This window comes from Photobacterium salinisoli (assembly GCF_003614885.1).
In the GTDB taxonomy this organism is placed as follows: domain Bacteria; phylum Pseudomonadota; class Gammaproteobacteria; order Enterobacterales; family Vibrionaceae; genus Photobacterium; species Photobacterium salinisoli.
In genome coordinates, this window is sequence record NZ_QZMS01000013.1 from 69101 (window position 1) to 89902 (window position 20802).

23 protein-coding genes and 1 other RNA gene are annotated in these 20802 nt (G+C 51.0%); 10 read left to right on the top strand and 14 right to left on the bottom strand.

Going from position 1 to position 20802, the window contains the following annotated elements; translation table 11 throughout:
* Positions 1-65: 65 nt before the first annotated feature.
* Genes D6M16_RS18090 through rpoE form a run of 4 tightly spaced genes read right to left on the bottom strand, consistent with a single transcriptional unit; the run spans position 66 to position 2808 of the window.
* Positions 66-578 (bottom strand): SoxR reducing system RseC family protein, encoded by a 513-nt coding sequence (locus D6M16_RS18090; RefSeq protein ID WP_120513291.1) that lies wholly within the window; start codon positions 576-578, stop codon positions 66-68.
* Positions 575-1546 carry a sigma-E factor regulatory protein RseB gene (rseB, locus tag D6M16_RS18095; protein WP_120513292.1) on the bottom strand — a complete coding sequence of 324 codons (972 nt, stop codon included), beginning with the start codon at positions 1544-1546 and terminating at the stop codon, positions 575-577. The genes D6M16_RS18090 and rseB overlap by 4 nt, the downstream gene beginning before the upstream one ends.
* A gap of 14 nt (positions 1547-1560) precedes the next feature.
* Entirely contained in the window at positions 1561-2205 is a 645-nt protein-coding gene (locus D6M16_RS18100) for a sigma-E factor negative regulatory protein (protein ID WP_120513293.1), read from the bottom strand.
* Positions 2206-2229: 24 nt separating this feature from the next.
* Complete coding sequence (rpoE, locus tag D6M16_RS18105; RefSeq protein WP_027253576.1) at positions 2230-2808, bottom strand: RNA polymerase sigma factor RpoE; 579 nt, start codon at positions 2806-2808, stop codon at positions 2230-2232.
* A 317-nt stretch (positions 2809-3125) separates the two neighbouring features.
* On the opposite strand from rpoE, the gene nadB reads away from it, so the two are divergent.
* Positions 3126-4745 (top strand): L-aspartate oxidase, encoded by a 1620-nt coding sequence (gene nadB / locus D6M16_RS18110; protein ID WP_120513294.1) that lies wholly within the window; start codon positions 3126-3128, stop codon positions 4743-4745.
* Positions 4746-4809: 64 nt separating this feature from the next.
* On the opposite strand, the gene D6M16_RS18115 is transcribed toward nadB, so the two are convergent.
* The 3 genes from D6M16_RS18115 to D6M16_RS18125 all read right to left on the bottom strand — a co-directional run bounded on the left by D6M16_RS18115 (position 4810) and on the right by D6M16_RS18125 (position 7493).
* Complete coding sequence (locus D6M16_RS18115) at positions 4810-6636, bottom strand: methyl-accepting chemotaxis protein (protein ID WP_120513295.1); 1827 nt, start codon at positions 6634-6636, stop codon at positions 4810-4812.
* A gap of 214 nt (positions 6637-6850) precedes the next feature.
* Positions 6851-7261: a protein YgfX gene (locus D6M16_RS18120; RefSeq protein ID WP_162941107.1), complete on the bottom strand. Its 411-nt coding sequence runs from the start codon at positions 7259-7261 to the stop codon at positions 6851-6853.
* Positions 7233-7493 (bottom strand): FAD assembly factor SdhE, encoded by a 261-nt coding sequence (locus D6M16_RS18125; RefSeq protein ID WP_120513499.1) that lies wholly within the window; start codon positions 7491-7493, stop codon positions 7233-7235. The genes D6M16_RS18120 and D6M16_RS18125 overlap by 29 nt, the downstream gene beginning before the upstream one ends.
* Positions 7494-7736: 243 nt before the next feature.
* On the opposite strand from D6M16_RS18125, the gene ygfZ reads away from it, so the two are divergent.
* The 3 genes from ygfZ to D6M16_RS18140 all read left to right on the top strand — a co-directional run bounded on the left by ygfZ (position 7737) and on the right by D6M16_RS18140 (position 9850).
* Positions 7737-8720, top strand: a complete 984-nt coding sequence (gene ygfZ, locus D6M16_RS18130) for a tRNA-modifying protein YgfZ (RefSeq protein WP_120513297.1) — start codon at positions 7737-7739, stop codon at positions 8718-8720.
* Positions 8720-9184 (top strand): aminoacyl-tRNA deacylase, encoded by a 465-nt coding sequence (locus D6M16_RS18135; protein WP_120513298.1) that lies wholly within the window; start codon positions 8720-8722, stop codon positions 9182-9184. The genes ygfZ and D6M16_RS18135 overlap by 1 nt, the downstream gene beginning before the upstream one ends.
* A gap of 462 nt (positions 9185-9646) precedes the next feature.
* On the top strand, positions 9647-9850 hold the full coding sequence (locus tag D6M16_RS18140) for a DUF1107 domain-containing protein (protein ID WP_120513299.1): 204 nt from the start codon (positions 9647-9649) through the stop codon (positions 9848-9850).
* Positions 9851-9905: 55 nt separating this feature from the next.
* Here D6M16_RS18140 and gcvH read toward each other — a convergent pair whose 3' ends face one another.
* The 4 genes from gcvH to D6M16_RS18160 all read right to left on the bottom strand — a co-directional run bounded on the left by gcvH (position 9906) and on the right by D6M16_RS18160 (position 13498).
* Positions 9906-10289 carry a glycine cleavage system protein GcvH gene (gene gcvH, locus D6M16_RS18145; RefSeq protein WP_338048226.1) on the bottom strand — a complete coding sequence of 128 codons (384 nt, stop codon included), beginning with the start codon at positions 10287-10289 and terminating at the stop codon, positions 9906-9908.
* 205 nt (positions 10290-10494) lie between these two features.
* Positions 10495-11706 carry an FAD-dependent 2-octaprenylphenol hydroxylase gene (locus D6M16_RS18150; protein WP_120513301.1) on the bottom strand — a complete coding sequence of 404 codons (1212 nt, stop codon included), beginning with the start codon at positions 11704-11706 and terminating at the stop codon, positions 10495-10497.
* A gap of 2 nt (positions 11707-11708) precedes the next feature.
* Entirely contained in the window at positions 11709-12896 is a 1188-nt protein-coding gene (gene ubiH / locus D6M16_RS18155) for a 2-octaprenyl-6-methoxyphenyl hydroxylase (protein ID WP_120513302.1), read from the bottom strand.
* 26 nt (positions 12897-12922) lie between these two features.
* Complete coding sequence (locus D6M16_RS18160) at positions 12923-13498, bottom strand: UPF0149 family protein (protein WP_120513303.1); 576 nt, start codon at positions 13496-13498, stop codon at positions 12923-12925.
* A 291-nt stretch (positions 13499-13789) separates the two neighbouring features.
* On the opposite strand from D6M16_RS18160, the gene D6M16_RS18165 reads away from it, so the two are divergent.
* The 5 genes from D6M16_RS18165 (at position 13790) to serA (ending at position 17235) form a co-directional block, all read left to right on the top strand.
* Positions 13790-14092: a cell division protein ZapA gene (locus D6M16_RS18165; protein ID WP_027253588.1), complete on the top strand. Its 303-nt coding sequence runs from the start codon at positions 13790-13792 to the stop codon at positions 14090-14092.
* A gap of 7 nt (positions 14093-14099) precedes the next feature.
* Positions 14100-14281, top strand: a non-coding RNA gene (ssrS, locus tag D6M16_RS18170) — 6S RNA.
* A 71-nt stretch (positions 14282-14352) separates the two neighbouring features.
* Positions 14353-14976 (top strand): 5-formyltetrahydrofolate cyclo-ligase, encoded by a 624-nt coding sequence (locus D6M16_RS18175; RefSeq protein WP_120513304.1) that lies wholly within the window; start codon positions 14353-14355, stop codon positions 14974-14976.
* A 117-nt stretch (positions 14977-15093) separates the two neighbouring features.
* A complete protein-coding gene (gene rpiA, locus D6M16_RS18180; RefSeq protein ID WP_120513305.1) occupies positions 15094-15753 on the top strand; it encodes a ribose-5-phosphate isomerase RpiA in 660 nt (219 codons plus the stop codon).
* A 252-nt stretch (positions 15754-16005) separates the two neighbouring features.
* Positions 16006-17235, top strand: a complete 1230-nt coding sequence (gene serA / locus D6M16_RS18185) for a phosphoglycerate dehydrogenase (RefSeq protein WP_120513306.1) — start codon at positions 16006-16008, stop codon at positions 17233-17235.
* A 63-nt stretch (positions 17236-17298) separates the two neighbouring features.
* Here serA and D6M16_RS18190 read toward each other — a convergent pair whose 3' ends face one another.
* Together D6M16_RS18190 and D6M16_RS18195 are read right to left on the bottom strand one after the other, a co-directional pair.
* Positions 17299-17994: an oxidative stress defense protein gene (locus D6M16_RS18190; RefSeq protein WP_120513307.1), complete on the bottom strand. Its 696-nt coding sequence runs from the start codon at positions 17992-17994 to the stop codon at positions 17299-17301.
* Between the two features lie 160 nt (positions 17995-18154).
* Complete coding sequence (locus tag D6M16_RS18195) at positions 18155-19051, bottom strand: LysR family transcriptional regulator ArgP (protein WP_120513308.1); 897 nt, start codon at positions 19049-19051, stop codon at positions 18155-18157.
* A gap of 140 nt (positions 19052-19191) precedes the next feature.
* Here D6M16_RS18195 and D6M16_RS18200 point away from each other — a divergent pair, with 140 nt between their 5' ends.
* Positions 19192-19824, top strand: a complete 633-nt coding sequence (locus tag D6M16_RS18200; RefSeq protein ID WP_120513309.1) for a LysE/ArgO family amino acid transporter — start codon at positions 19192-19194, stop codon at positions 19822-19824.
* Positions 19825-19896: 72 nt separating this feature from the next.
* Here D6M16_RS18200 and mscS read toward each other — a convergent pair whose 3' ends face one another.
* The gene (gene mscS / locus D6M16_RS18205) at positions 19897-20781 is read right to left on the bottom strand and encodes a small-conductance mechanosensitive channel MscS (protein ID WP_120513310.1); all 885 of its coding nucleotides are present in this window, start codon (positions 20779-20781) and stop codon (positions 19897-19899) included.
* Positions 20782-20802 lie beyond the last annotated feature (21 nt).

A 20802-nucleotide genomic window follows, 5' to 3' on the forward strand; every position in this document is an offset into this window, starting at 1 on the left:
GTGACTAACTCGTGATTAAAAAATGAATGGGATCTTACGATCAAGTTGGCAGATTCTACCGAATTTCAACGGCTGCTGCTATCTTTCGATAGTGCATTTGTTTCCAGCCCTTGCGCAACAGGTTTTCCGAGTACCCGGATCAGGCTGGGTTGATAATCCCCCAGGGCCGATAATCTTCTGGCGCGATATCGTGCAATCAACAGTCCTATCGCCCCGCCCGCAAGGGCGCAGGCAATCACGCCTCCTTCGCCGCCACCGGCCAGTTCGACAAACCACCACTGGCCCAGCAAAGTCCCCAGTAACATACATAACAGCGGCAGCACGTAGACCAACAGTGCCGATTGCAGCACGCTGCGCTCAGATAACCCTATTTCGACCAGCTGCCCGATGTGGATAGACTCAGTAATATGGGACGTCGACAAGGTCAGTTGATGCTGGCGACCGGGCAACACTTTGCTAACCACGCCTGTGCCACAGCTGTTTTGCGAGGCACAAGATCCGCAGCTGGTTTGCTGCTGACAACTGACAGTGATCTGCTTTTTATCAACGGCCACGACTGTGGCCAGTGAATGCATCATGGCTGACTGGCTCCCTGAAAAGAGACCGATTCCGCCACCCGGCGTGCCGTTGCCGGTGGTATGTCACCGACTACCGTGATCTCTTTATCTTTCAGTAACTGGCTGTGCAGCGTTCGACGCCCCTGGCGAACCAGTTGCTCACGCACACTGAAACCATCTGCTGCCGAGACATAAATAGAGAAACTAAACAGCCCGTCCGTATACATCTGGCTTTCAACCAGACGCTCAGTCAGCATCAGGCGGTGCCGGTTATGCGAAATACTTTCAAAACCCAGCGGCAGCCAGTCGACCTGCCAGGACAACTCCACCTGCGGCTGTGGCGGTAACTGAACCACCTCCGGCAGTTTCACTGATTTCAGGCTTTCCAGTATATCGGCCACTTTGTCATTCACGACAAAAGACACTGCACGGTACTGCTCTAAAGGCTCACCATCCCGATCCAGTAAATCTGCCCGCAAGACTAAATGAGAACGGGTGTCCATCCACAGCAGGTAGGAATAGCGGGCGCCGTCTTTGGGCGCGATACGTACCACATCACAGGCTGTTCCCGCTTCGCGGGAGCGCCCCATGGGGATGAAATCATAAAACTGGGCCAGCTCAGCCACGTTGGTGCGCATAATCGGTGGCAAAGGAGCCACCATGCGATTACTGTCGATGGTAAACGGGTCCAGCCCGGGCTCAAAGTAACTGACTTCTTTGCCACGCTGAATCACCTCACGCGGCGGGCCGCTGAGATAAACCAGATGTGCAAATGTCTTCCCATCTTCTACCGCATGGCGATAGCGTAAGGGTTCAATACTGTTTTTCTTGATGAGGATGTAAGACACCTCATAGCTCAACTGCCTGGTTGCCTGATCCATTTGATGCAACAAAGCCTCTGCAGAAGTCATAGCGTCTTCTTCCGCAGAGGCTTGCCAAGGCATAGCCAAGCTGACCAGTGTCAGAGCACCGACCAGAATTTTCTTCATATCACCGCCACGAATCAGTGTGATTCCAACAGGGTTCTATCCAGACTGCCATCTTCCGCATTCAGGCGCAGTTGCAACTCATAGTCCTGCAACATCGCATTAATACGACGTCTTTGTTCCATCAGTTGTGCTTCGCTTGGCGATTCGGTCCGGGTACGAACAGAATCCCGCGTCAGGCTGACTGGTTCAGCAGTTCCGGCAAAAGGAATGGTCTGTAAAACAGGCACCTGAGTATTAGCATCACTCGCTAACCCAGCCTCTTCACCACCGTTATATTGTTGTACGCCGACAATCACTGCCAAAGAAACACAGGCAGCTAATGCCACCTGACCAAATTGTGTCAGCCAGGCTGGCATAGTGCGACGTGCCAGATGGGGCTTGGGTTGCTCCACATGCGGCAGAGACACGACATTCGCCGACGCCGCGACGCTGTCTGCATCAGCAAGGCTGTGCGCGGGTTCATTGTCGAGCGCCATCGCCACGTTTCCGGCGATATCCCACTTGGGATGCCCCGGCGCTTCACCGTGCATGACATCGCTCATCAATTGATAAGCTTGCCAGCTTTGCTTTGCATTATCATCCACCAGAAGCTGGTTTATGATACTTTGATCAACGTCTTCACCATCAAGCAAAGCCGAAATCTTTTCTTTATCAGCCATCTTTGTCACCGTTTGGCCCAAATATTAGCGCTGCATTAGGGGGGCAATACGTTTCTCTACCGCCTCCCGAGCCCGGAAAATACGGGAACGTACCGTACCCACCGGACAGCCCATGACTTCCGCAATTTCCTCGTAACTCAATCCTTCAAGTTCGCGAAGCGTAATTGCGGTTTTCAAATCATCCGGGAGGCTTTCTATGGTACTGAATACCACCCGCTTCAATTCATCTGACAACATTTGGTTCTCAGGGTTCGAAATTTCTTTTAATGCACTGCCATTTTCATAGTACTCGGCATCTTCCGCATCCACGTCTGTTGCAGGCGGACGGCGCCCCTGAGCCACCAAGTAATTTTTTGCTGTGTTCACAGCTATGCGATATAGCCAAGTATAAAATGCACTTTCCCCACGAAAAGACGGTAGCGCACGGTAAGCTTTGATAAAGGCTTCCTGCGCCACATCCGGCACATCACCGGAATTGCCAACATAACGGGCAATAAGGTTACAAACCTTGTTCTGGTACTTTACGACCAGTAAATTAAAGGCTTGCTTGTCCCCTCGTTGTACTCGCTCAATCAGTGCCTGGTCAGTTAACTGCTCGCTCATTCGAGCGTGTACTCCTCTGTCTGTGACAAGGTCATCTCTGCTCTGAACCGTACCGGATGCAGCCAATTTACCCATCCTGTGTTCAGAACTATTTATATTCTATGGACATAGAAGCCTAAAGAATTACTGACCCCAAAAAAAGCGCAAAGTTCCCGCACACCTTACTGGCACATTCGTCCGGGTGCAACTGCCATTCATTCTGGCAGATCTACACCGTCAGGGGCAATTTGCCTTACCTAGTTTTACAGATCAAAAAAGCCCCACATAAAGGGTTTTTTGGTAATATGGCGAGCTTACCACAGGGATATGAGATCAATATGAACGAGAACCGAGAACACAGTTGTGACGTCCTGGTCATCGGTAGCGGCGCAGCAGGCCTGTCTCTGGCCTTGCGTCTGGCTCCGATGTGTAAAGTGCTCGTCCTGAGTAAAGGCCCACGGAGTGAAGGGGCGACTTACTATGCTCAGGGCGGTATCGCTGCTGTTTTTGATGAAACAGACAGTGTGGACTCTCATGTTGAAGATACTCAGATTGCCGGTGCCCATCTTTGTGATGAAGAAGTGGTTCGCTTCATTGCTGAAAATGCGCGCGATTGCGTGCAATGGCTGATAGATGCCGGGGTGCCCTTTGATCAGGAAGACAACAGCACCGACGATCATCCTCGCTACCACCTGACACGCGAAGGCGGCCACAGCCACCGCCGGATTCTGCACGCGGCCGATGCGACAGGCATGGCCATGCAAATGTCGCTGCAGGACAATGTTCACAACCATCCGAATATTGAAGTGCTGGAGCGCCATAATGCGCTGGATCTGATCACCAGCCATAAAATAGGTCAGACCGATGCGCCCAACCGGGTTCTCGGCGCTTACATCTGGAACCGCCAGCGTGAATCCGTCGAAACCGTGCGGGCCAAATTCGTGGTGCTGGCCACCGGCGGGGCTTCTAAGGTCTATCAGTATACCTCGAACCCGGATGTTTCATCCGGTGATGGCATCGCCATGGCCTGGCGTGCTGGCTGTCGCGTTGCAAATCTGGAGTTTAATCAATTTCATCCGACCTGCCTTTTCCATCCAGAAGCGCGTAATTTCCTGCTGACCGAAGCTCTGCGTGGCGAAGGTGCGTATCTGCGCCGTCCGGATGGCTCCCGCTTCATGCAGGAGTTTGACGAGCGTGCCGAACTGGCCCCGCGGGACGTCGTTGCCCGTGCGATCGACTATGAGATGAAGCGACTGGGTGCAGATTGCATGTATCTGGATATCAGCCATAAGCCCGCTGATTTTGTGACCAAGCACTTTCCGACCATCTACGAGAAACTGCTCGGCTACGGTATCGACATTACCAAAGATGCCATTCCCGTCGTCCCGGCCGCCCACTATACCTGCGGCGGAGTCATGGTCGACAGGCAAGGACAAACGGACCTGAGCGGCTTATATGCTATTGGCGAAGTCAGTTATACCGGCCTGCACGGTGCCAACCGCATGGCATCCAACTCGCTGCTGGAGTGTGTGGTGTATGCCTGGTCTGCTGCTAATCACATCAGCCAGCATCTCAATGAAGTGACCTTACCGTCATCCATCCCGCAGTGGGATGAAAGTAAAGTCTCCAATTCAGATGAGGAAGTTGTGATTCAGCACAACTGGCATGAATTGCGTCTGTTCATGTGGGACTATGTCGGCATAGTACGTACCACCAAACGCCTGGAGCGAGCCATGCGCCGGATACAGTTACTGAAGCAGGAAATTGATGAGTACTACAGTAACTTCAGGGTGTCCAACAACCTGCTGGAGCTGCGTAACCTGCTGCAGGTCGCCGAGCTGATGGTGCGCTGTGCGCTGGAGCGAAAAGAAAGCCGGGGCCTGCATTACACCCTGGATTATCCGGATATGCTGGAGACGCTGTCACCCACCATACTGGACCCGCGCCATCCGCAATAAAAACAATACTTACGGGAGCCACACAGGCTCCCGTTTATTCTATCTGCCCTACTCAGCGCTCAGCTCATACTTGGTACGTTTTAATGGCCTGCGATAAGGTTTGTGCCTGCACGGAAACAGAGTGGGCCGCCTGCACATTTTCCTGTACCACTACCACATTGCTATTGGTGACATCGCGGATCGACACCACACGCGATCCAATATCGTCAGACACCTGGCTCTGCTGCTCCACCGCCGCGGCAATTTGCGTGCTGGAATCCAGTATCCGCTGCATATCGGCAATCACGGTTCGGATCTTAGCCTCCGCGCTTTGCGCCTGAGCCACACTGTCATCCCCTTGTGCCCGGCAGTGCTCAATATGACTGACCACTTGCTCCGTCTGCTGCTGCAGTGAACTGATAATACTGGTAATTTCCTGCGTTGACTGCTGGGTGCGCATTGCCAGAGATCGTACTTCATCAGCAACGACTGCAAATCCTCGTCCCTGCTCACCAGCCCGGGCGGCTTCAATGGCTGCATTCAATGCCAGCAGGTTGGTTTGCTCAGCAATGTTTTTAATCACCACAACCACTGAACCGATACTGTCTGATAAACCGGAAAGGCTGGAGACTTCCCGGCTACTCTGTGCCAGCCCTGCTGATAGCTGATCGATCCGTGAACGCGTTTCGACAACCTCCGCTAACCCCTGCGTAGCTTCATTATGGCTTCGGCCCGTCTGCGCTGCGGCTTCATGGGTAATGTGAGCCACTTCGCTGATTGTCGCTTGCATTTCTGTACTGGCCGCCGCCACAGAATCACTGTCCACCAATTGGGCTGCCAATGCCTGCTCTGCGTCCTGACTGCGACGCTGAAGCTGGGAAGAAGCCGCACCCAGTTCAGATACTGCAGACTGAACATCACCAACCAGCTTGCGTAAGCTGTTCAGCAGATAATTAAAATGCGTCCCCATAGCGGCAAGCTCATCGTTACCTGTCGTATCAGCGTTTAGAGTAAGATCATGACTGGTTGCAATACGATTCATTAAGCGACTCAAGCGCTCAACCGGGGCCAAAATAGACGCGCTGATTTTCCATGAAAGTACGCTCAGTCCTGTCATGATGAGCGCGACAAAGAGCCAGGTCATGCGGTTTATTGAATTCTTTACCTGGTCAGCTTCTTTATCTATCTGTTGCTGCATTTGTCCGAATTCAGCCTCAACCTGATGAGATAGCGTGCGGATCTGTCCTCTGAGGCCGTCTTTATGAGTCAGACCAATTCGGGTTTTCTGTGCCACCAGTTGATTAAATACCTGATTAAATTCACGGTAATCTTTACCTAACTGCTTATCAAGCAGATCCCCGTATTGCGCGACATGTGCCTGATAGTCCGCCAGCAACCTTTTATCATCGGTCGCTGCAAATAGTTTTGCAGTCAGAATCAAACGATAAGTATTCAAGGCCTGAGTACTCCCGGAACCCACTGCCATTAACTGCTCGCCGCTTTGATACAGTGACTGATATATTCCTTCTGAAGCTGTCAGTCCCAGCGTCTGATAACCCGAGACCACTGCCTGCATACCTGCATGATAATCATGTATCTGGCTCTGCAAAGATGCCACTTGCGGCAGATGAACCGACAAAGTGCTCAAATCTTGCTGTAACTGCACCAACTGCGACTGAAATTTACCGTAATTGTCATTGAAGGTCTTAAGGTACTTAAGATCCATGCGGGCCAGAAAATCTTTCTCGTTTCGCCTGAGGTTAAGCAAAGTGACTTCCAACTGATCAAGCTGGCTGCCGGCCTCTTCCATACTTAGGAGCTTATGATTGGTATAACTGTTGATTCCAAACAATAAAAAAATAGCTGTGATACTTAACCCTGCCAGCCCCAGCAGCTTATGCCTAACCTTCATTACACAAAATCCCTTAAAAGCATAAAATGTCAGCGGTTTATACACCGAGAAACTAAAAAGGCATTATAAATCCCCAACCTATCAATTACACCAAATATGAAGCAGAATATTACTCCGTGCTGTTTTCTAGGCGCAATACTGTAAAAACAGTCTGTTTAAGAATGACATTACTTCCAGAACCAGTTAATAACGGCAATCAATGTCACCCTTACCCTCAGCAGGTACGGCAAAAGAGGCTCAGCATACGGAAATCTTTGTCTGAGCAGGCATCACGGCTGACAGCAAGCCAGTAATACTGATGGGTGTGTTTCAACTCGATAACCAGTAACCGGGAGGTCAGCACACGGGTATGCATCAATTGCCAGCGGCAGTGCTGCCATTCAATATGCCGGTCATCAAATAACATCAGCGTGCCATGAAGGGAAGCGAGCTGGATTCTGGCGCAGAGGTACTCGCCCCACAGCCATTCACAACACAGCCACCACAAAGGCACGGGCAGCACATCGGCAAGCATCAGAAAAGACAGCAGGCTTGCCACTGCCAGATATGCTCCGGTTAAAGCGGCAAGCAAGAGAGAAGAAGGGTAAAGCGTAAGGTTAGCGAAGCTTGCTCTTGTTGTGGGCAACAATCTTGTCCACCATTGCAGCATGCGCAGGGTTAGTACTGCGTCCGTGCTCCATCAGCCAGTTGAACAGGTCCGGATCATCGCATGTCAGTAAAGATACAAAATCCTGGCGATCCTGCGGGTTTAAATCATCAAAGCACTCTTCAAAGAACGGCATGATAATAACGTCCAGCTCCAGCATGCCACGACGGCAGGCCCATCTAATTCGTGCTTTATCGTCTGCACCTATCATTTCCAACCTCAACTCCTGGTGGTGTTCATTCTGCGGCAATACTACCAGCCAGTTTTCCTGCCGACTATCTGCAGTCACATATGGCACAACAAAATGAGAGCTGGTCGTGATAATACCCGACACAAAAACTCAGGTACTTTTGCTTGCAGGCTGACAAAGCTCAGCCAGATCGATAACATAGCGCTTATTCGAAGCTTTTCTGAAGGCTGAAGTCAGCTTTCCTTATCAACGACGGATTCGACTATGAGCACCTGGTCAGATAATTTGCAATTCGACACACTTTCACTTTCCGCTGACGCTCCTCTGCCATCACTTGCCCTGGTAAATCTCACCCATTGGGGACTGGTGACTCTGGTTGGTCAGGACAGCATTTCCTATCTGCAGGGACAAGTCACCTGCGATGTGGTGTCTCTGGATGCCAGAAATTCAACGCTCGGCGCCCACTGTGACGCCAAAGGTAAGATGCGCACCATTTTCCGCCTCTTTCATCACAGGGACGGTCTGGGCTGGCTGCAACGTAAAAGTGTCATGGACACCCAATTACCTGAGCTGAAGAAGTACGCCATCTTTTCAAAAACCACCATAGAAGCCAGTACAGACGTCTTACTGGGCCTGACGGGTGAGCAGGCACAAGCCACTATAGACAGTGTGCTGGGTGGTGAGGGAGAGGTACGGGCATTTGACAAAGGTACCGCGGTGAAAATTGATGCCCAACGCTGGCTCCTGGCGGTTGATAGTTCGGTAGCAGGCGAGATCGCAGAAACAATCGCCGCCAAGGCCGTGTTGTCAGATGACTCACTCTGGGATCTGTACGATATTCGTCAGGCCCTGCCCCGTATTGATACCGAAACCGAGCTGGAGTTTATTCCACAATCCATGAACTTGCAGGCACTTAACGGTATCAGCTTCAAAAAAGGCTGTTATACGGGCCAGGAAACGGTCGCCAGAGCCAAATGGCGCGGCATCAACAAACGGGCGATGTATATTGTCTCTGGTCAGGCCGAACACTGTCCAAAAGCCGGGGATGTGCTGGAACGCAGTGTCGGTGACAACTGGCGCAAAGGCGGCACAATCATTGCCGGCTATCAGTTCAGTGATCAACAGTCTCTGGCTTTGGTCGTACTGCCAAACGATCTGGAGGAAAACACGGCTTTTCGTCTGGCTGCCGAGCCTGAAAACCAGTGGCAACAACTGCCCCTGCCGTATTCACTGGATGAAGAGGCATAATGCTCGATACACCTATCACGCGTTACCTGCAGCAGGAAGGGATTAACTTCCTGCTGCTTCCTCATAACAAGCCTGCCCGCACCATACAGGAAGCCGCTGAAGCGCGGGGCGTAGAACCCCATCGGATGGTAAAATCAATTTTGCTGCGGGATATGGGCGGATTACACGTTCTGGCGTGTGTCCCCGGCACCAGACAAGTTGATCCTAAAAAAGTCCGCACCTTATTTGGCTGTCGCCGGATGACCTGCGCAGACGCCCAAGACGTTGAAGAAGTCACCGGGCTGACTATCGGCACCGTTGCCCCTGTCGGGCTCAGACAGCCGCTGCCTGTGGTTTTTGATCTGTCACTCTCTCACTATCAGACAGTCAATATCAGCAGTGGTAATCGAATGGCGGGAATTGAATTGGCAATGCAAGATCTGGTTCAGCTGTGTAAACCGCTGTATGGCGATATCTGCCGCTAGTCAAAAACGGGCCTCGCTTCCATTTTTTGCGTAACCATTCATCCTTTCCGCAATTTAACGCACAGATCAGAGCAGTTGCACGGGTTAGCAGAAAATACTTTTTTGCTGTCTTAGCCTCATGCTTATGTACAAAAAAACACCAATACATTCCTGCTGCAAATACTGTAACCGTCAGCCAGTCTGAACGGACAAGATCACATAAAGCACTGATTAAAAACAATAAAAATTAATACCTCCTGAGTTGCATTTCCCTGAAAACCGCCCTGTTTTAATTGAGTATCCACACAGCAATTCAGAATAATACTCTGCGCAATGACAGATATGTAAAAATTAATTACACCAACACAGGATTTTACATAAATATTATGCTGAGAGTATCACAAATATTTCATAATCATTTCTCTATAATGGCCGCGATATAAACACAACAACAATAGAAATAAGGCAAGGTTGCTCATCATTATGCGCATGTTTAAACAATATTTACCGAAACTGGTAGCCAAACACGTTAGCAGGCTATTCAGTGGCCGCTTATACATTGACGGTCGTGGCGGGTATGAATTTGACAACGGGCTGCTCAAAGTGCCCGTAAAGGCAGAACAACGTCATTTCAAGACCGTGAAAGAAGTAAATATGGAGATCCGCCGGCTTAAAGAAGCGGCCTGATAGCCATATGTCAGGCCGGTCCAGTCACCGGCCTGATTATTAAGCTTAGCTGATATCACTCGTCTTCAGAGGTAAACTCCTGATATCCTTCGGCATCCAGCAATTCATCCAACTCACCTTCATCGTCGGCTTTTATCTGGATCAGCCAGCCATCTCCATACGGATCGTTATTCACCAGCTCAGGAGACAATTCAAGGTCTTCATTGATCGCCACCACTACACCGGATATAGGCGCATACACATCTGACGCCGCTTTCACTGATTCCGCCACCGCAAACTCTTCGCCGGCCTCTGTTACTCTGTCTACTTCCGGTAGATCAACAAAGACCATATCCCCCAGCATTTGCTGCGCGTGATCTGTAATGCCGACAGTATAGATACCGTCCCCTTCAGGACGTACCCATTCATGAGTATTGGTGAATTTCAATTCAGAAGGAATATGAGCCATAAGTAGATCCTTACCAAAACGGCGGCGCCGATATGTTCACAAAAAGAGGTCTAACCTTCCCTTACAAAGGCTTCGTCTTGCCTAACTGTTATTACTGTAGGAGAAAAAAAACAGATTGAAAGCAATTACACGCACAAAAAAAAACCGCCTCTTACCGAGACGGCTTTTTCAGAATTAGCATTCAGTTAAATTGGCCTTATTCAGCCTTGGCTAATGCCGGCAATTCTCCGCTCAGCCCCAGGGCACGGCGCATAAACTGATCTTTAACCCCCGGCGCATGATTAACCAGCAACAATCCCACATCGCGGATTAGCTTTTTCGCCGGATGGCTGCCTGCAAACAACTCCCTGAATGCTTGCATAGCCGCAATCATTTTCGCCGCTTCGGCTTTTCGCCAGCGTTCGAAATAACGCAGATGCTGTCGGGCACCTATATCCTTGTCCTGACGCCATAACGCACTCACAGTCTCCGCCAGACTGGCCGCATCCAGCAAACCAAGATTCACCCCTTGCCCGGCCAGCGGATGAATTGTGTGCGCGGCATCACCAATGAGTGCCACGCGGTCACGGACAAAATCACGGGCATAACGCATTTTCAGCGGCACGGACTGACGTTCACCTTCCAGACGGCACACTCCCAACCGGCAATCGAACGCCGCTGACAACTGATGGCTGAAGCTGTCGGCATCCAGGGCCATTAAGTCTTCCGCCTTCTGCGGGGAAACTGACCACACGATCGAGCACAGATCCGGCTCAGACAAGGGCAAAAATGCCAAAGGGCCGTCCGGTGTGAAAATTTGCCGGGCGGTTTGTGCATGAGGTTCTGCGCAGCGGATATTGGCAACAATGGCGTGATGACCATAATCCCAGTGAGTCAGCGGAATATCCATCTGGCTGCGCACCCATGAATTGGCACCATCCGCCCCCACGACCAGTTTGGCCGTCAGGCTTTGGCCATTGTCCAGTGTCAGCCAGGCTTCACGCTCGCCAACAACCATCTGCTGGCAGCGCACCGGGGCAATCATAGCCACATTGGGCTGAGCATTCACTTTGTCCAGCAATGCCAGCTGGATCACGCGATTCTCAACGATATGACCAAGATCAGGCTGCGCCAGAGAGGCTGCATCAAAGCTGATATCGGCAAAGCTGTCCTGCTCCCAGACATCCATTTGTTGATAAGGGCTGATTCGGCGCTCCGCCATGCCTTGCCAGGCACCGATACGGCGCAAAATCCGCTCACTGGCACGGCTTAATGCAGAGACTCGGACATCCGGTAACGGGGCCAGTTCAGGTTCGGGCAAGCGGCCTTCAATGACGGCAATACGGAGATCGGTGTCTGCCAGAGCTGCGGCCAGCGTTAAGCCAACCATACCGCCACCGATAATGGCTATATCCACATTTTGCATCATGATTATCTGTCTACCTGTCCCATCGCTCGCTTCATGAGCGGCGCTTTAATTGTATCCATTACACTCATCGCCATCAGGCCGGCATTACGTCCGGCAACCAAAGGCCAGTGTTCATTTGCAAACAGTTTCACCAGGCAGGTTGTCATCGCCACCGTGGCTGTCTGGTCTGGCTCCCGACGCTGACGAAAGCGGCTTAAAACCGCCGTTGAACCCGGATCTTCACCGGCCTGATAGCCGGCAACCACCTCTTCTGCCAGGGTCACAACATCACGCAAGCCCAGATTAAACCCCTGCCCGGCTATCGGATGCAGTGTCTGAGCGGCATTGCCGATCACGGCAAAACGGTGAGAAACCCGGCGCTCAGCCTGACGCAGACTCAGCGGATAGGCAAATCGCTGACCTGTTCTTTCCATCTTGCCCATGCGCCAGCCAAAGGCGGCCTGTAATTGCGCCAGAAACGTCTCGTCGTCCCACCCCATCACTTCCTGCTGCTGTTCTGGCGATATGCACCATACCAGCGAGCTTCGTCCGTGACTCATCGGCAACAAGGCCAGGGGACCATAAGGCGTGAATCGCTCAAAGGCTTCGCCCTGATGAGACAAAGCGGTAGAAATATTGGCAATCACGGCGACCTGTTCAAAGTCCACACTCTGATGGCCTATGCCCAATTGCGCGCAGCAGCCGGACACGCCGCCATCGGCCGCCACCAGTAACCTGGCCTGCAGAGATTCGTCAGTAGAGAGCTGCAAACTGACCACATCCTGCTCACGATGCAGCGTATGGATTCTGGCCGGGCAAAACAGATCAATCGCCGATCTTTGCAACAACTGCTCGAGGAACACAGAACCCGCCTGCGCCAGTTCAATCACATAGCCCAGCGCACTGATACCGTACTCACTGGCTGACATACGGGCTAACCCGGAATGGCCGCGATCAGACACATGAATACGAGAGATGGCCGTGGCGTCATCCGCCAGGGATGACCAGAGACCAAGTTGCTCCATTAACCGGACGGAGCCTAAAGACATGGCAATACTGCGGGCATCATAGCCGGGATGGCCTGTCTGTTCAGGAGAAACCGCTTCAACAACGGCAATACGCAATTTACCCTGGCTCAGGGTATCTAGCGCAAGGGCAAGGCTGGCACCTGTCATGGCTCCGCCCGCAATGACAACATCATACTGCTTCACGTCTGTCCTACCTCAAACCTGCCCTGTCAGTGCAGCGTTGGCGCATCGCTCTGCCCAGACTGGTGTCGTGACACCAGCTCGAAGTAACAGGTCAGGGTGCACATTCGAACATGCTCTATGACCTGCTCAAACAATGCCGCCTGCTCTTCCAGATCATCTTCATCATCGATGCCAAGCTGTGCTATATCCTGCAAATCGCCCAATGCTTCCTGCACTGAAGCTGGCAGCTTTTCTTGATTCAGTCCCATCAGACCCAATCCGGACAAAAAACAGTTAACCCATTCACTCAGAGCTTCCGCCCGCACCATCAAATCGGCATCATCATCTGGCAGTAGCAAAGACGCGTCAAAACCCGTACCAGCCAATTCCTTCGAAGTAATCTCCACCAGGTTTTGTGTCAGCGTTCTTGCATCACCGTCCAGAGACTCGCCATTATTGGCGTAATCTGAGATCGGACCAATCCAATGTTCACCGACAGCGGGTAACCCTCCGCACAGCATACCCGTCAGTAATCCGTGTAATTCTGAGGGCGTAACCGCCAGAGACTGACTTTTCAGCGCGGCTTCAACCGCTTCATAAGCCGGCAACTTTACTTCGCTCATGGGCTTTTTCACCTTAATAAGATTGGTGTCAGATGGGTTTGTGATATGCTACCACTAAGGCTGGATTCAGGCTAACCTAAAGCAAAAGGCGGTTGATTGAGTCGATATTTTTACTGTCATTCATCGGCCCTTTGGCAAAAATAACACCGAAATGATGAAGATTTGTCATCTCTCTTGCGGGTCGTTCATGCAGACAGGTCGCATGCTTGCAAGTTAAATAGGCTTTTTCTATATTAGCGGCCGATCTTCGCTTCACGAATTCACAGTGACTGACACGGATACAAAACAGCTATGAGCTCGCAGGCAGTTGAAATTGAAATTTTAGGCCGTACCATTAAGGTAAATTGCCCCGTTGGCCAGGAAACAGCGTTACGTGCAGCCGCGGCGGACTTTGACAATCGCCTGAATGAACTGTCACAGCGAACCAAAATATCCAACCCGGAGCAGCTACTGATGTTTACCGGGCTCAACATATGCAGTGAACTGCATAACGAACGAAAAGAATTTAACAGCAATGCCGATTCTTTGTCCGAGCGCATCGGTCAAATAACAGAAACTCTGACAGAGGCATTGCAAAATCAACCGCAACGTTGATAATGGATTGACCCTGGGGTGTGCGTCAGCGAATCGACGTCCCCGAGCCGATAAGCAAAAAACCAGGATTTGCTTTTATTAGCTATTGAGCATGCTCAGCACGACTGAGAAGCCTACGGTTAATGTTGCCGATCCACCTTGAACGTCTGGTTCAAGGGCTACCATTCGCAACGGCACCTTGGGGCACCCCCCTCTTTTTTCTATTCTGCTCACAGCCAGCAGTTCTCTCTTTGAGCAGGCGACGACAGGCATAGAATGTTATGGATGCATCTCACCCGCAAGGCTTCACGGCACAAACAACCCAAACCACACGCCAGCAACTTCGCCAGCAGGTTCGCCTTAAGCGCCAGGCCCTGACCCCGCAACAACAAGAACAGGCAAGTAAGGCTGTGCTGAGCCGCTTTTGTCAGCTCAGAGAGGTTCGCCAGTCGCAGCATGTGGCTTTATACCTCAACAATGACGGTGAGTTAGATACCGAACCGTTAATCGAATGGCTGTGGCACCAGAACAAGAACGTCTATCTGCCCGTGTTACATCCCTTCAGCAAAGGTCACTTATTATTTCTGCATTATCGGCCAGAAACGAAAATGCATTGTAACCGCTATGGCATTGCAGAACCTGTGCTGGATGTCCGCCTGGTGAAACCCGTTCACGAATTGGATCTGATCTGTACCCCTCTTGTCGCTTTTGATGAGCAGGGACAACGGTTAGGCATGGGGGGCGGATACTACGACCGCACATTAAGCCAGTGGCATTATAATGGCGCAGGTCCTCGCCCCCTCGGACTGGCCCACGACTGCCAGCAGGTCCGGCATCTGCCGGCAGAAGCCTGGGATGTGCCACTGCCAGCCATTATCACCCCCTCGGCACACCATCACTGGTAAACATCCCGGTGCCAGTTACCTAAACAGGGATCTTCATCATGATTTTAACCTGCCAGAGTATCAATGGTCGGCTATAATCAGCGCTCCGCAATCCATAGGCCATCACAAGGAAAAAGCATGACACAAGATGAAATGAAAAAAGCGGCTGGCTGGGCAGCCCTGGACTACGTGACCAAAGACAGCATTGTAGGTGTTGGTACCGGCTCCACCGTCAATCACTTCATCGATGCGCTGGCAACTCGCAAAGAAGAAATTAAAGGTGCAGTGTCCAGCTCTGTTGCATCAACACAGCGTCTGGAAGCTATCGGTATTCCGGTATTTGATGCCAATGAAGTGTCTGCGCTGGATATCTACGTGGATGGTGCAGACGAAATCAACCCTGACTTTGACATGATCAAAGGTGGCGGTGCGGCACTGACACGTGAAAAAATTGTGGCGGCCATTGCCAAGAAATTCATCTGTATCGTCGACAACACCAAGGAAGTCGATGTATTAGGTACTTTTCCTTTACCGGTCGAAGTCATTCCCATGGCCCGTTCCTACATTGGCCGTGAGTTAGTGAAGCTGGGCGGCGATCCTGTATACCGTGAAGGTGTCATCACAGATAACGGCAATATCATCTTAGATGTGCACAATCTGAAGATCACCGACCCAAAAGATCTGGAGAATAAGATTAATGCACTGCCAGGCGTGGTCACTGTGGGGCTTTTTGCCCGGCGCGGTGCGGATGTCCTGCTGGTAGGTTCTCCTGATGGCGTGAAAACTGTCACTAAATAACAGTTTCAGCGCGATTCATAAGGCTTGATGACTAAACGGCATAATATATGCCGTTTTTTATTATCCATTTCGTAATATTCTCGCCACTTCATCGAAATTTTTGATACTTTAATGTGAACGCAATCGTTTAAGCTCACCAGACGGCAACACAGGATGTACGCCTGTCACCGTGCGACATCACAATGTGCTGTTGCATGCACACGATATCCTGCCCGCTGTATGGAATCCCTGTTGTTTTTAAGGAAAAGGACCATGGCAAAAGTTTCACTGGATAAAGACAAGATTAAAATTCTGCTGCTGGAAGGCGTTCACCCCTCTGCGCTTGAAGTGCTCACACAAGCAGGCTACGAGAATATTGAATATCACAAAGGTTCGCTGGCGGGTGATGAACTGCTTGAGGCGATCAAAGATGCCCACTTTGTTGGTATTCGCTCCCGTACCCAGCTGACGGCAGAAGTCTTTGATGCGGCCAAAAAGCTGATTGCTGTTGGTTGCTTCTGCATTGGTACCAATCAGGTTGATCTGACTGAAGCCAACCGTCGTGGTATTCCTGTTTTTAACGCTCCCTTCTCCAATACCCGCAGTGTGGCCGAACTGGTACTGGGTGAAATTCTCCTGTTACTGCGCGGCATTCCGGAAAAAAATGCCAAAGCACACCGTGGTGAGTGGCAAAAAACAGCTGATTCCTCCTATGAAGCCCGGGGTAAGAAGCTGGGTATCATAGGCTATGGCCATATCGGGACTCAGCTCAGTATTCTGGCTGAAAACCTGGGTATGGATGTGTATTTCTATGACATCGAAAACAAGCTGACCTTAGGTAACGCAACCCAGGTGGATTCCCTGAGCGAGCTGCTCAATAAATCCGATGTCATCAGCCTGCACGTACCTGAGACACTGGACACTCAGAACCTGATGGGTGCCGAAGAGTTCGCGCGCATGAAGCCGGGTTCGATCTTTATCAATGCCGCTCGCGGCACAGTCGTCGACATAGATGCATTGTGCAGCGCACTGGAAAGCAAGCATCTGGCCGGTGCGGCGATTGACGTCTTCCCGGTTGAGCCTAAAACCAACAAAGATCTGTTCGAGTCACCTCTGACACGCTTTGATAACGTTATCCTGACCCCGCACATCGGTGGCTCGACTCAGGAAGCCCAGCAAAACATTGGTATCGAAGTGGCTGGCAAAATAGTGAAATACTCAGACAACGGTTCAACCGTGTCGGCCGTTGGCTTCCCTGAGGTGTCTTTACCTGAGCACCGTGGCTGTTCGCGTCTGCTTCACATTCATGAAAACCGTCCGGGAATCCTGAATCAGATCACCACCATTTTCGCTTCTGAAGGTATTAACATCGCAGCACAGTACCTGCAAACCAGCCCTGAACTGGGTTATGTGGTGATTGACGTTGAGACCGAACGCTCAGAAGAGGCACTGAATAAGCTGAAGGCGATCGACGGTACGATCCGTGCCCGTATTCTGCATTAATTCTGCCCCCTGAAACCAAAAAGCTCACCCTGAGGTGAGCTTTTTGCTATCTGGCTCGCTGAATTATTTTTCCAGACGAAAAACCACTTCCACTCTGTCACGGAAAGTAATCTCGGCATCCTGATAGGTAGCCTGAGTTTCCATCGCCGCATCCATTTTCATGTGTCCCATGACAGGACGAGGCATAGGATCAAAATAACGGATGTTCCACACTCCATCGATATCGGTATCAAAGCCTTGCGCCAGTGACTTGGCCTTACTCTGTGCATCTTTTATGGCTGCCTGACGGGCTTGTTCCATATACTTCTCGGCATCACTGACTTTCAACTCGATATTCTGAATCCGGTTGATGCCGTCACCCAGCGCCCTGTCCAGATAGGTATTCAGCTTTTCCAAATCCCGGACTGTCACAGTAACCTGACGCGTAGCCTGATAACCCACCAGTTCAGGGGGGGCATCATTGCTGCTGTGATACTGCGGATGCAGATAAATGTTAGCGCTTTCGATATCCGCCCGTTTTACGCCGCTTTTTTGCAAGCGGTCCATAAAGGCCGTAACGGCTTTATCTGCTGCCTGTTTTGCTTCCTGAGCCGTTTTACGATTTTCTTCAACCGCTACTGTAAAAACAGCCATGTCTGGCTGAGCAGTTATTTCCCCCACACCAATGGTTTCCAGACGGGGAAAACTGTCTTCTGCCATTGCCATCGGACTGATCAGTGTCGCTCCACTCAAACAAACAGCAAGTAAGGTTTTATTCATAACACCATCCAAATCATAACGTTAGGTTGAAGCTCATTGGCCTTATGCTGTTTTTGACACCGGACAGAGAAAAAATATCCCTGGATCGCAAAAAATTTTGCACATCATTTTATTAAAATGTCAGTTATCAATAATCACATGCGCTTGCTGGCAGATCTTCCTACTGGGGCAGACGCTTTCTTGCATGATCCAGTAACTGAGCCGTTACTTCACTAAAGACGCCGCTTTCCAGCGCCCAGTGATGCCAGTAAATTCTGCGTGTCAGCATGATACCCGGGGTCAGGTTGACTAACCCACCACTGTCCAGTTCTGACTCTATCTGTATTTTAGGTATCAGGCAGTATGCCACGCCCTGTAGCGCCAGTTTGACGAAGGCTTCTGAGGAACGCACTCTGTGGGTCAGCACGCTGCCACGAGGCAGATTAAAATGCTGCTGAATGAAGACTTCATGTAAGTCGTCATACTGGTCAAATGCCACAGCCGGGGCGCGCATCAGCGCCTCGCGGTCGACCCCATCAGCAAAATACCTTGCCTGGAAGTCCGGGCTGGCAACACACAGATAATCCATCCGGCCAAGGTAATCAGACACACAGCCGGGCATTGCCGTGGCTTCCATACTGATAGCCCCGACCACTTCCCCGCTGCGTAACCTGTCCAGGGTTCTGCTTTCATCTTCCAGCATCAGGTTAATTTCGATACGTCGTTGCCTGAGCAGCGGACTAAGCGCTGGCAGCAACCAGGTAGCCAGACTGTCAGCATTCGAGGCAATGGACATCTGTAATGGCTGGCTTTGCTCCCCGGGCCGGATATCCGGCAGCAGTTCTTGCTCCAGCAGACGAACACGGCGGTACAGGCCCAGCAATTTCTGGCCAGCCGGTGTAGGTCTGGGTGGCTGCTCCCGCACCAGCAGTGGCTGAGCCATGTGTTTTTCCAGCTGTTTTATCCGTTGCGAGACCGCAGACTGAGTGATGCACAGCATTTCTGCCGCCCGCTCAAAGCCTCGCTGAGACACCACGGCATCCAGCGCCTGTATCCAGCGATAATCCAGTCCTTCCATGCCACCCTCGAGTTATTAGAAATTCTTATAAATCATAAAAATTATTAGATTTACTAAATCATAGCGAGCGATTTAAGCTTTAGCCAGATGAAAGCTGTATAGCCCGTTATTTTCACCACAGAATAAGGACAATATCACTCATGAGCCTATGGCCGTTATTACAAGGCTTTGGCCTTGGCGCCAGCATGATCATTCCGATTGGCGCTCAAAATGCGTATGTACTCAATCAAGGCATTAAACGTAATCATCATTTAACCACTGCCGCAGTATGCAGTCTGCTTGATGTGCTGTTCATCAGTCTGGGTGTCTTCGGTGGCGGCGCGCTGCTGTCCAGCAATGAAAGCCTGTTGCTGGCCGTGACGCTGGGCGGGATCGCTTTTCTGCTGTTCTATGGCAGTCTGTCTTTAAAAAGCGCCTTTAGCCAGTCCTCTGAAGAAGAGGCACAGATGCAGGTAATGGCTCGTGGCAGGCGGGCTGTGATCGCTGGCGCGCTGGCCGTGACTGTACTTAATCCGCACCTTTATCTGGATACGGTTGTTATTCTGGGTTCAATTGGAGGACAGTTTGAAGGTCAGGACCGTATTGCTTTTGCCATAGGTACCATACTGGCATCTTTCGTTTGGTTCTTTACCTTGTCGATTGCCGCCGCGAAGATGGCGTCAACCTTGTCCAGACCCAAAGTTAAACGCGCGATAGATAGTGTTGTCGCCGCCATGATGTTCATCATTGCCGCCCATCTGGCTCACAGCCTGCTGGCACAGTATGTGTTCTAACATCAACAGAGTGCGTGCCATAAACAACAATGGAGCCAAACGGCTCCATTGTTGTTCCAATCCAGTTGAAATTTACTCTTCAACCTTGTTGAGATGTACATCCATTTGCGGAAACGGAATCTCAATACCTTCTTTATCCAGCTCTTCTTTGATCGCCTGAAGCAAATCAAAATACACAGCCCAGTACTCGGCCGTTTTCACCCAGGGACGAACCACAAAATTCACTGAAGAGTCAGCCAGTGCCACCACACCAATGGTTGGCGCAGGCGTTTTCAGCAAACGCGGCTCAGCATCCACAACACGCTTGAGCACTTCTTTGGTTTTCTTCAGATCCGATTTGTACGAAACCCCGATGACATAATCAATACGACGGGTTTCATGCTTGGAGTAGTTGGTGATAGCTCCGCCAATCACAGCCGCATTAGGAACAACCACCATTTTATTGTCCGGGGTATTCAGTACGGTTTGAAAAACCTGAATAGATTCGACGGAACCGGCCACACCGGCCACTTCAACATAATCACCTGATTTAAAAGGACGGAAGGCCACAATCAGCACACCGGCAGCGAAGTTGGACAGTGAGCCCTGCAAGGCCAGGCCAATGGCCAGGCCGGCGGCACCGATAATAGCGACCACAGAGGCCGTTTGCACGCCAACACGGCTTAATGCCGCAATCAGCACTATCACAAATAACAGGTAGCGAACCAGTGATTGCAGGAATTTGACAACCGCCTCATCCATTTGTTTACGGCGCAGCATTTTGCCGAATCCGCTCGCCACCCCTTTCGATACCAGATTACCAATAAACAGGATTAACAAAGCAGAAATCAGGTTAACGCCATACTGGATTAACAGTTCCTGATTATCGACAACCCAGTTTCCCGCTTGTTTAATACCATCAGCCAACTCATTATTGGCAATAGTATCCACTACTTTATCCGTTACACTCTCAGTCATAGCGATCTCTCTACATTGGGG

Coding starts and splice junctions, on each gene's coding strand:
- D6M16_RS18090 (WP_120513291.1), bottom strand. CDS start 578: ATGATGCATTCACTGGCCACAGTCGTGGCCGTTGATAAAAAGCAGATC.
- rseB (WP_120513292.1), bottom strand. CDS start 1,546: ATGAAGAAAATTCTGGTCGGTGCTCTGACACTGGTCAGCTTGGCTATG.
- D6M16_RS18100 (WP_120513293.1), bottom strand. CDS start 2,205: ATGGCTGATAAAGAAAAGATTTCGGCTTTGCTTGATGGTGAAGACGTT.
- rpoE (WP_027253576.1), bottom strand. CDS start 2,808: ATGAGCGAGCAGTTAACTGACCAGGCACTGATTGAGCGAGTACAACGA.
- nadB (WP_120513294.1), top strand. CDS start 3,126: ATGAACGAGAACCGAGAACACAGTTGTGACGTCCTGGTCATCGGTAGC.
- D6M16_RS18115 (WP_120513295.1), bottom strand. CDS start 6,636: ATGAAGGTTAGGCATAAGCTGCTGGGGCTGGCAGGGTTAAGTATCACA.
- D6M16_RS18125 (WP_120513499.1), bottom strand. CDS start 7,493: ATGATAGGTGCAGACGATAAAGCACGAATTAGATGGGCCTGCCGTCGT.
- ygfZ (WP_120513297.1), top strand. CDS start 7,737: ATGAGCACCTGGTCAGATAATTTGCAATTCGACACACTTTCACTTTCC.
- D6M16_RS18135 (WP_120513298.1), top strand. CDS start 8,720: ATGCTCGATACACCTATCACGCGTTACCTGCAGCAGGAAGGGATTAAC.
- D6M16_RS18140 (WP_120513299.1), top strand. CDS start 9,647: ATGCGCATGTTTAAACAATATTTACCGAAACTGGTAGCCAAACACGTT.
- D6M16_RS18150 (WP_120513301.1), bottom strand. CDS start 11,706: ATGATGCAAAATGTGGATATAGCCATTATCGGTGGCGGTATGGTTGGC.
- D6M16_RS18160 (WP_120513303.1), bottom strand. CDS start 13,498: ATGAGCGAAGTAAAGTTGCCGGCTTATGAAGCGGTTGAAGCCGCGCTG.
- D6M16_RS18165 (WP_027253588.1), top strand. CDS start 13,790: ATGAGCTCGCAGGCAGTTGAAATTGAAATTTTAGGCCGTACCATTAAG.
- D6M16_RS18175 (WP_120513304.1), top strand. CDS start 14,353: ATGGATGCATCTCACCCGCAAGGCTTCACGGCACAAACAACCCAAACC.
- rpiA (WP_120513305.1), top strand. CDS start 15,094: ATGACACAAGATGAAATGAAAAAAGCGGCTGGCTGGGCAGCCCTGGAC.
- serA (WP_120513306.1), top strand. CDS start 16,006: ATGGCAAAAGTTTCACTGGATAAAGACAAGATTAAAATTCTGCTGCTG.
- D6M16_RS18190 (WP_120513307.1), bottom strand. CDS start 17,994: ATGAATAAAACCTTACTTGCTGTTTGTTTGAGTGGAGCGACACTGATC.
- D6M16_RS18195 (WP_120513308.1), bottom strand. CDS start 19,051: ATGGAAGGACTGGATTATCGCTGGATACAGGCGCTGGATGCCGTGGTG.
- D6M16_RS18200 (WP_120513309.1), top strand. CDS start 19,192: ATGAGCCTATGGCCGTTATTACAAGGCTTTGGCCTTGGCGCCAGCATG.
- mscS (WP_120513310.1), bottom strand. CDS start 20,781: ATGACTGAGAGTGTAACGGATAAAGTAGTGGATACTATTGCCAATAAT.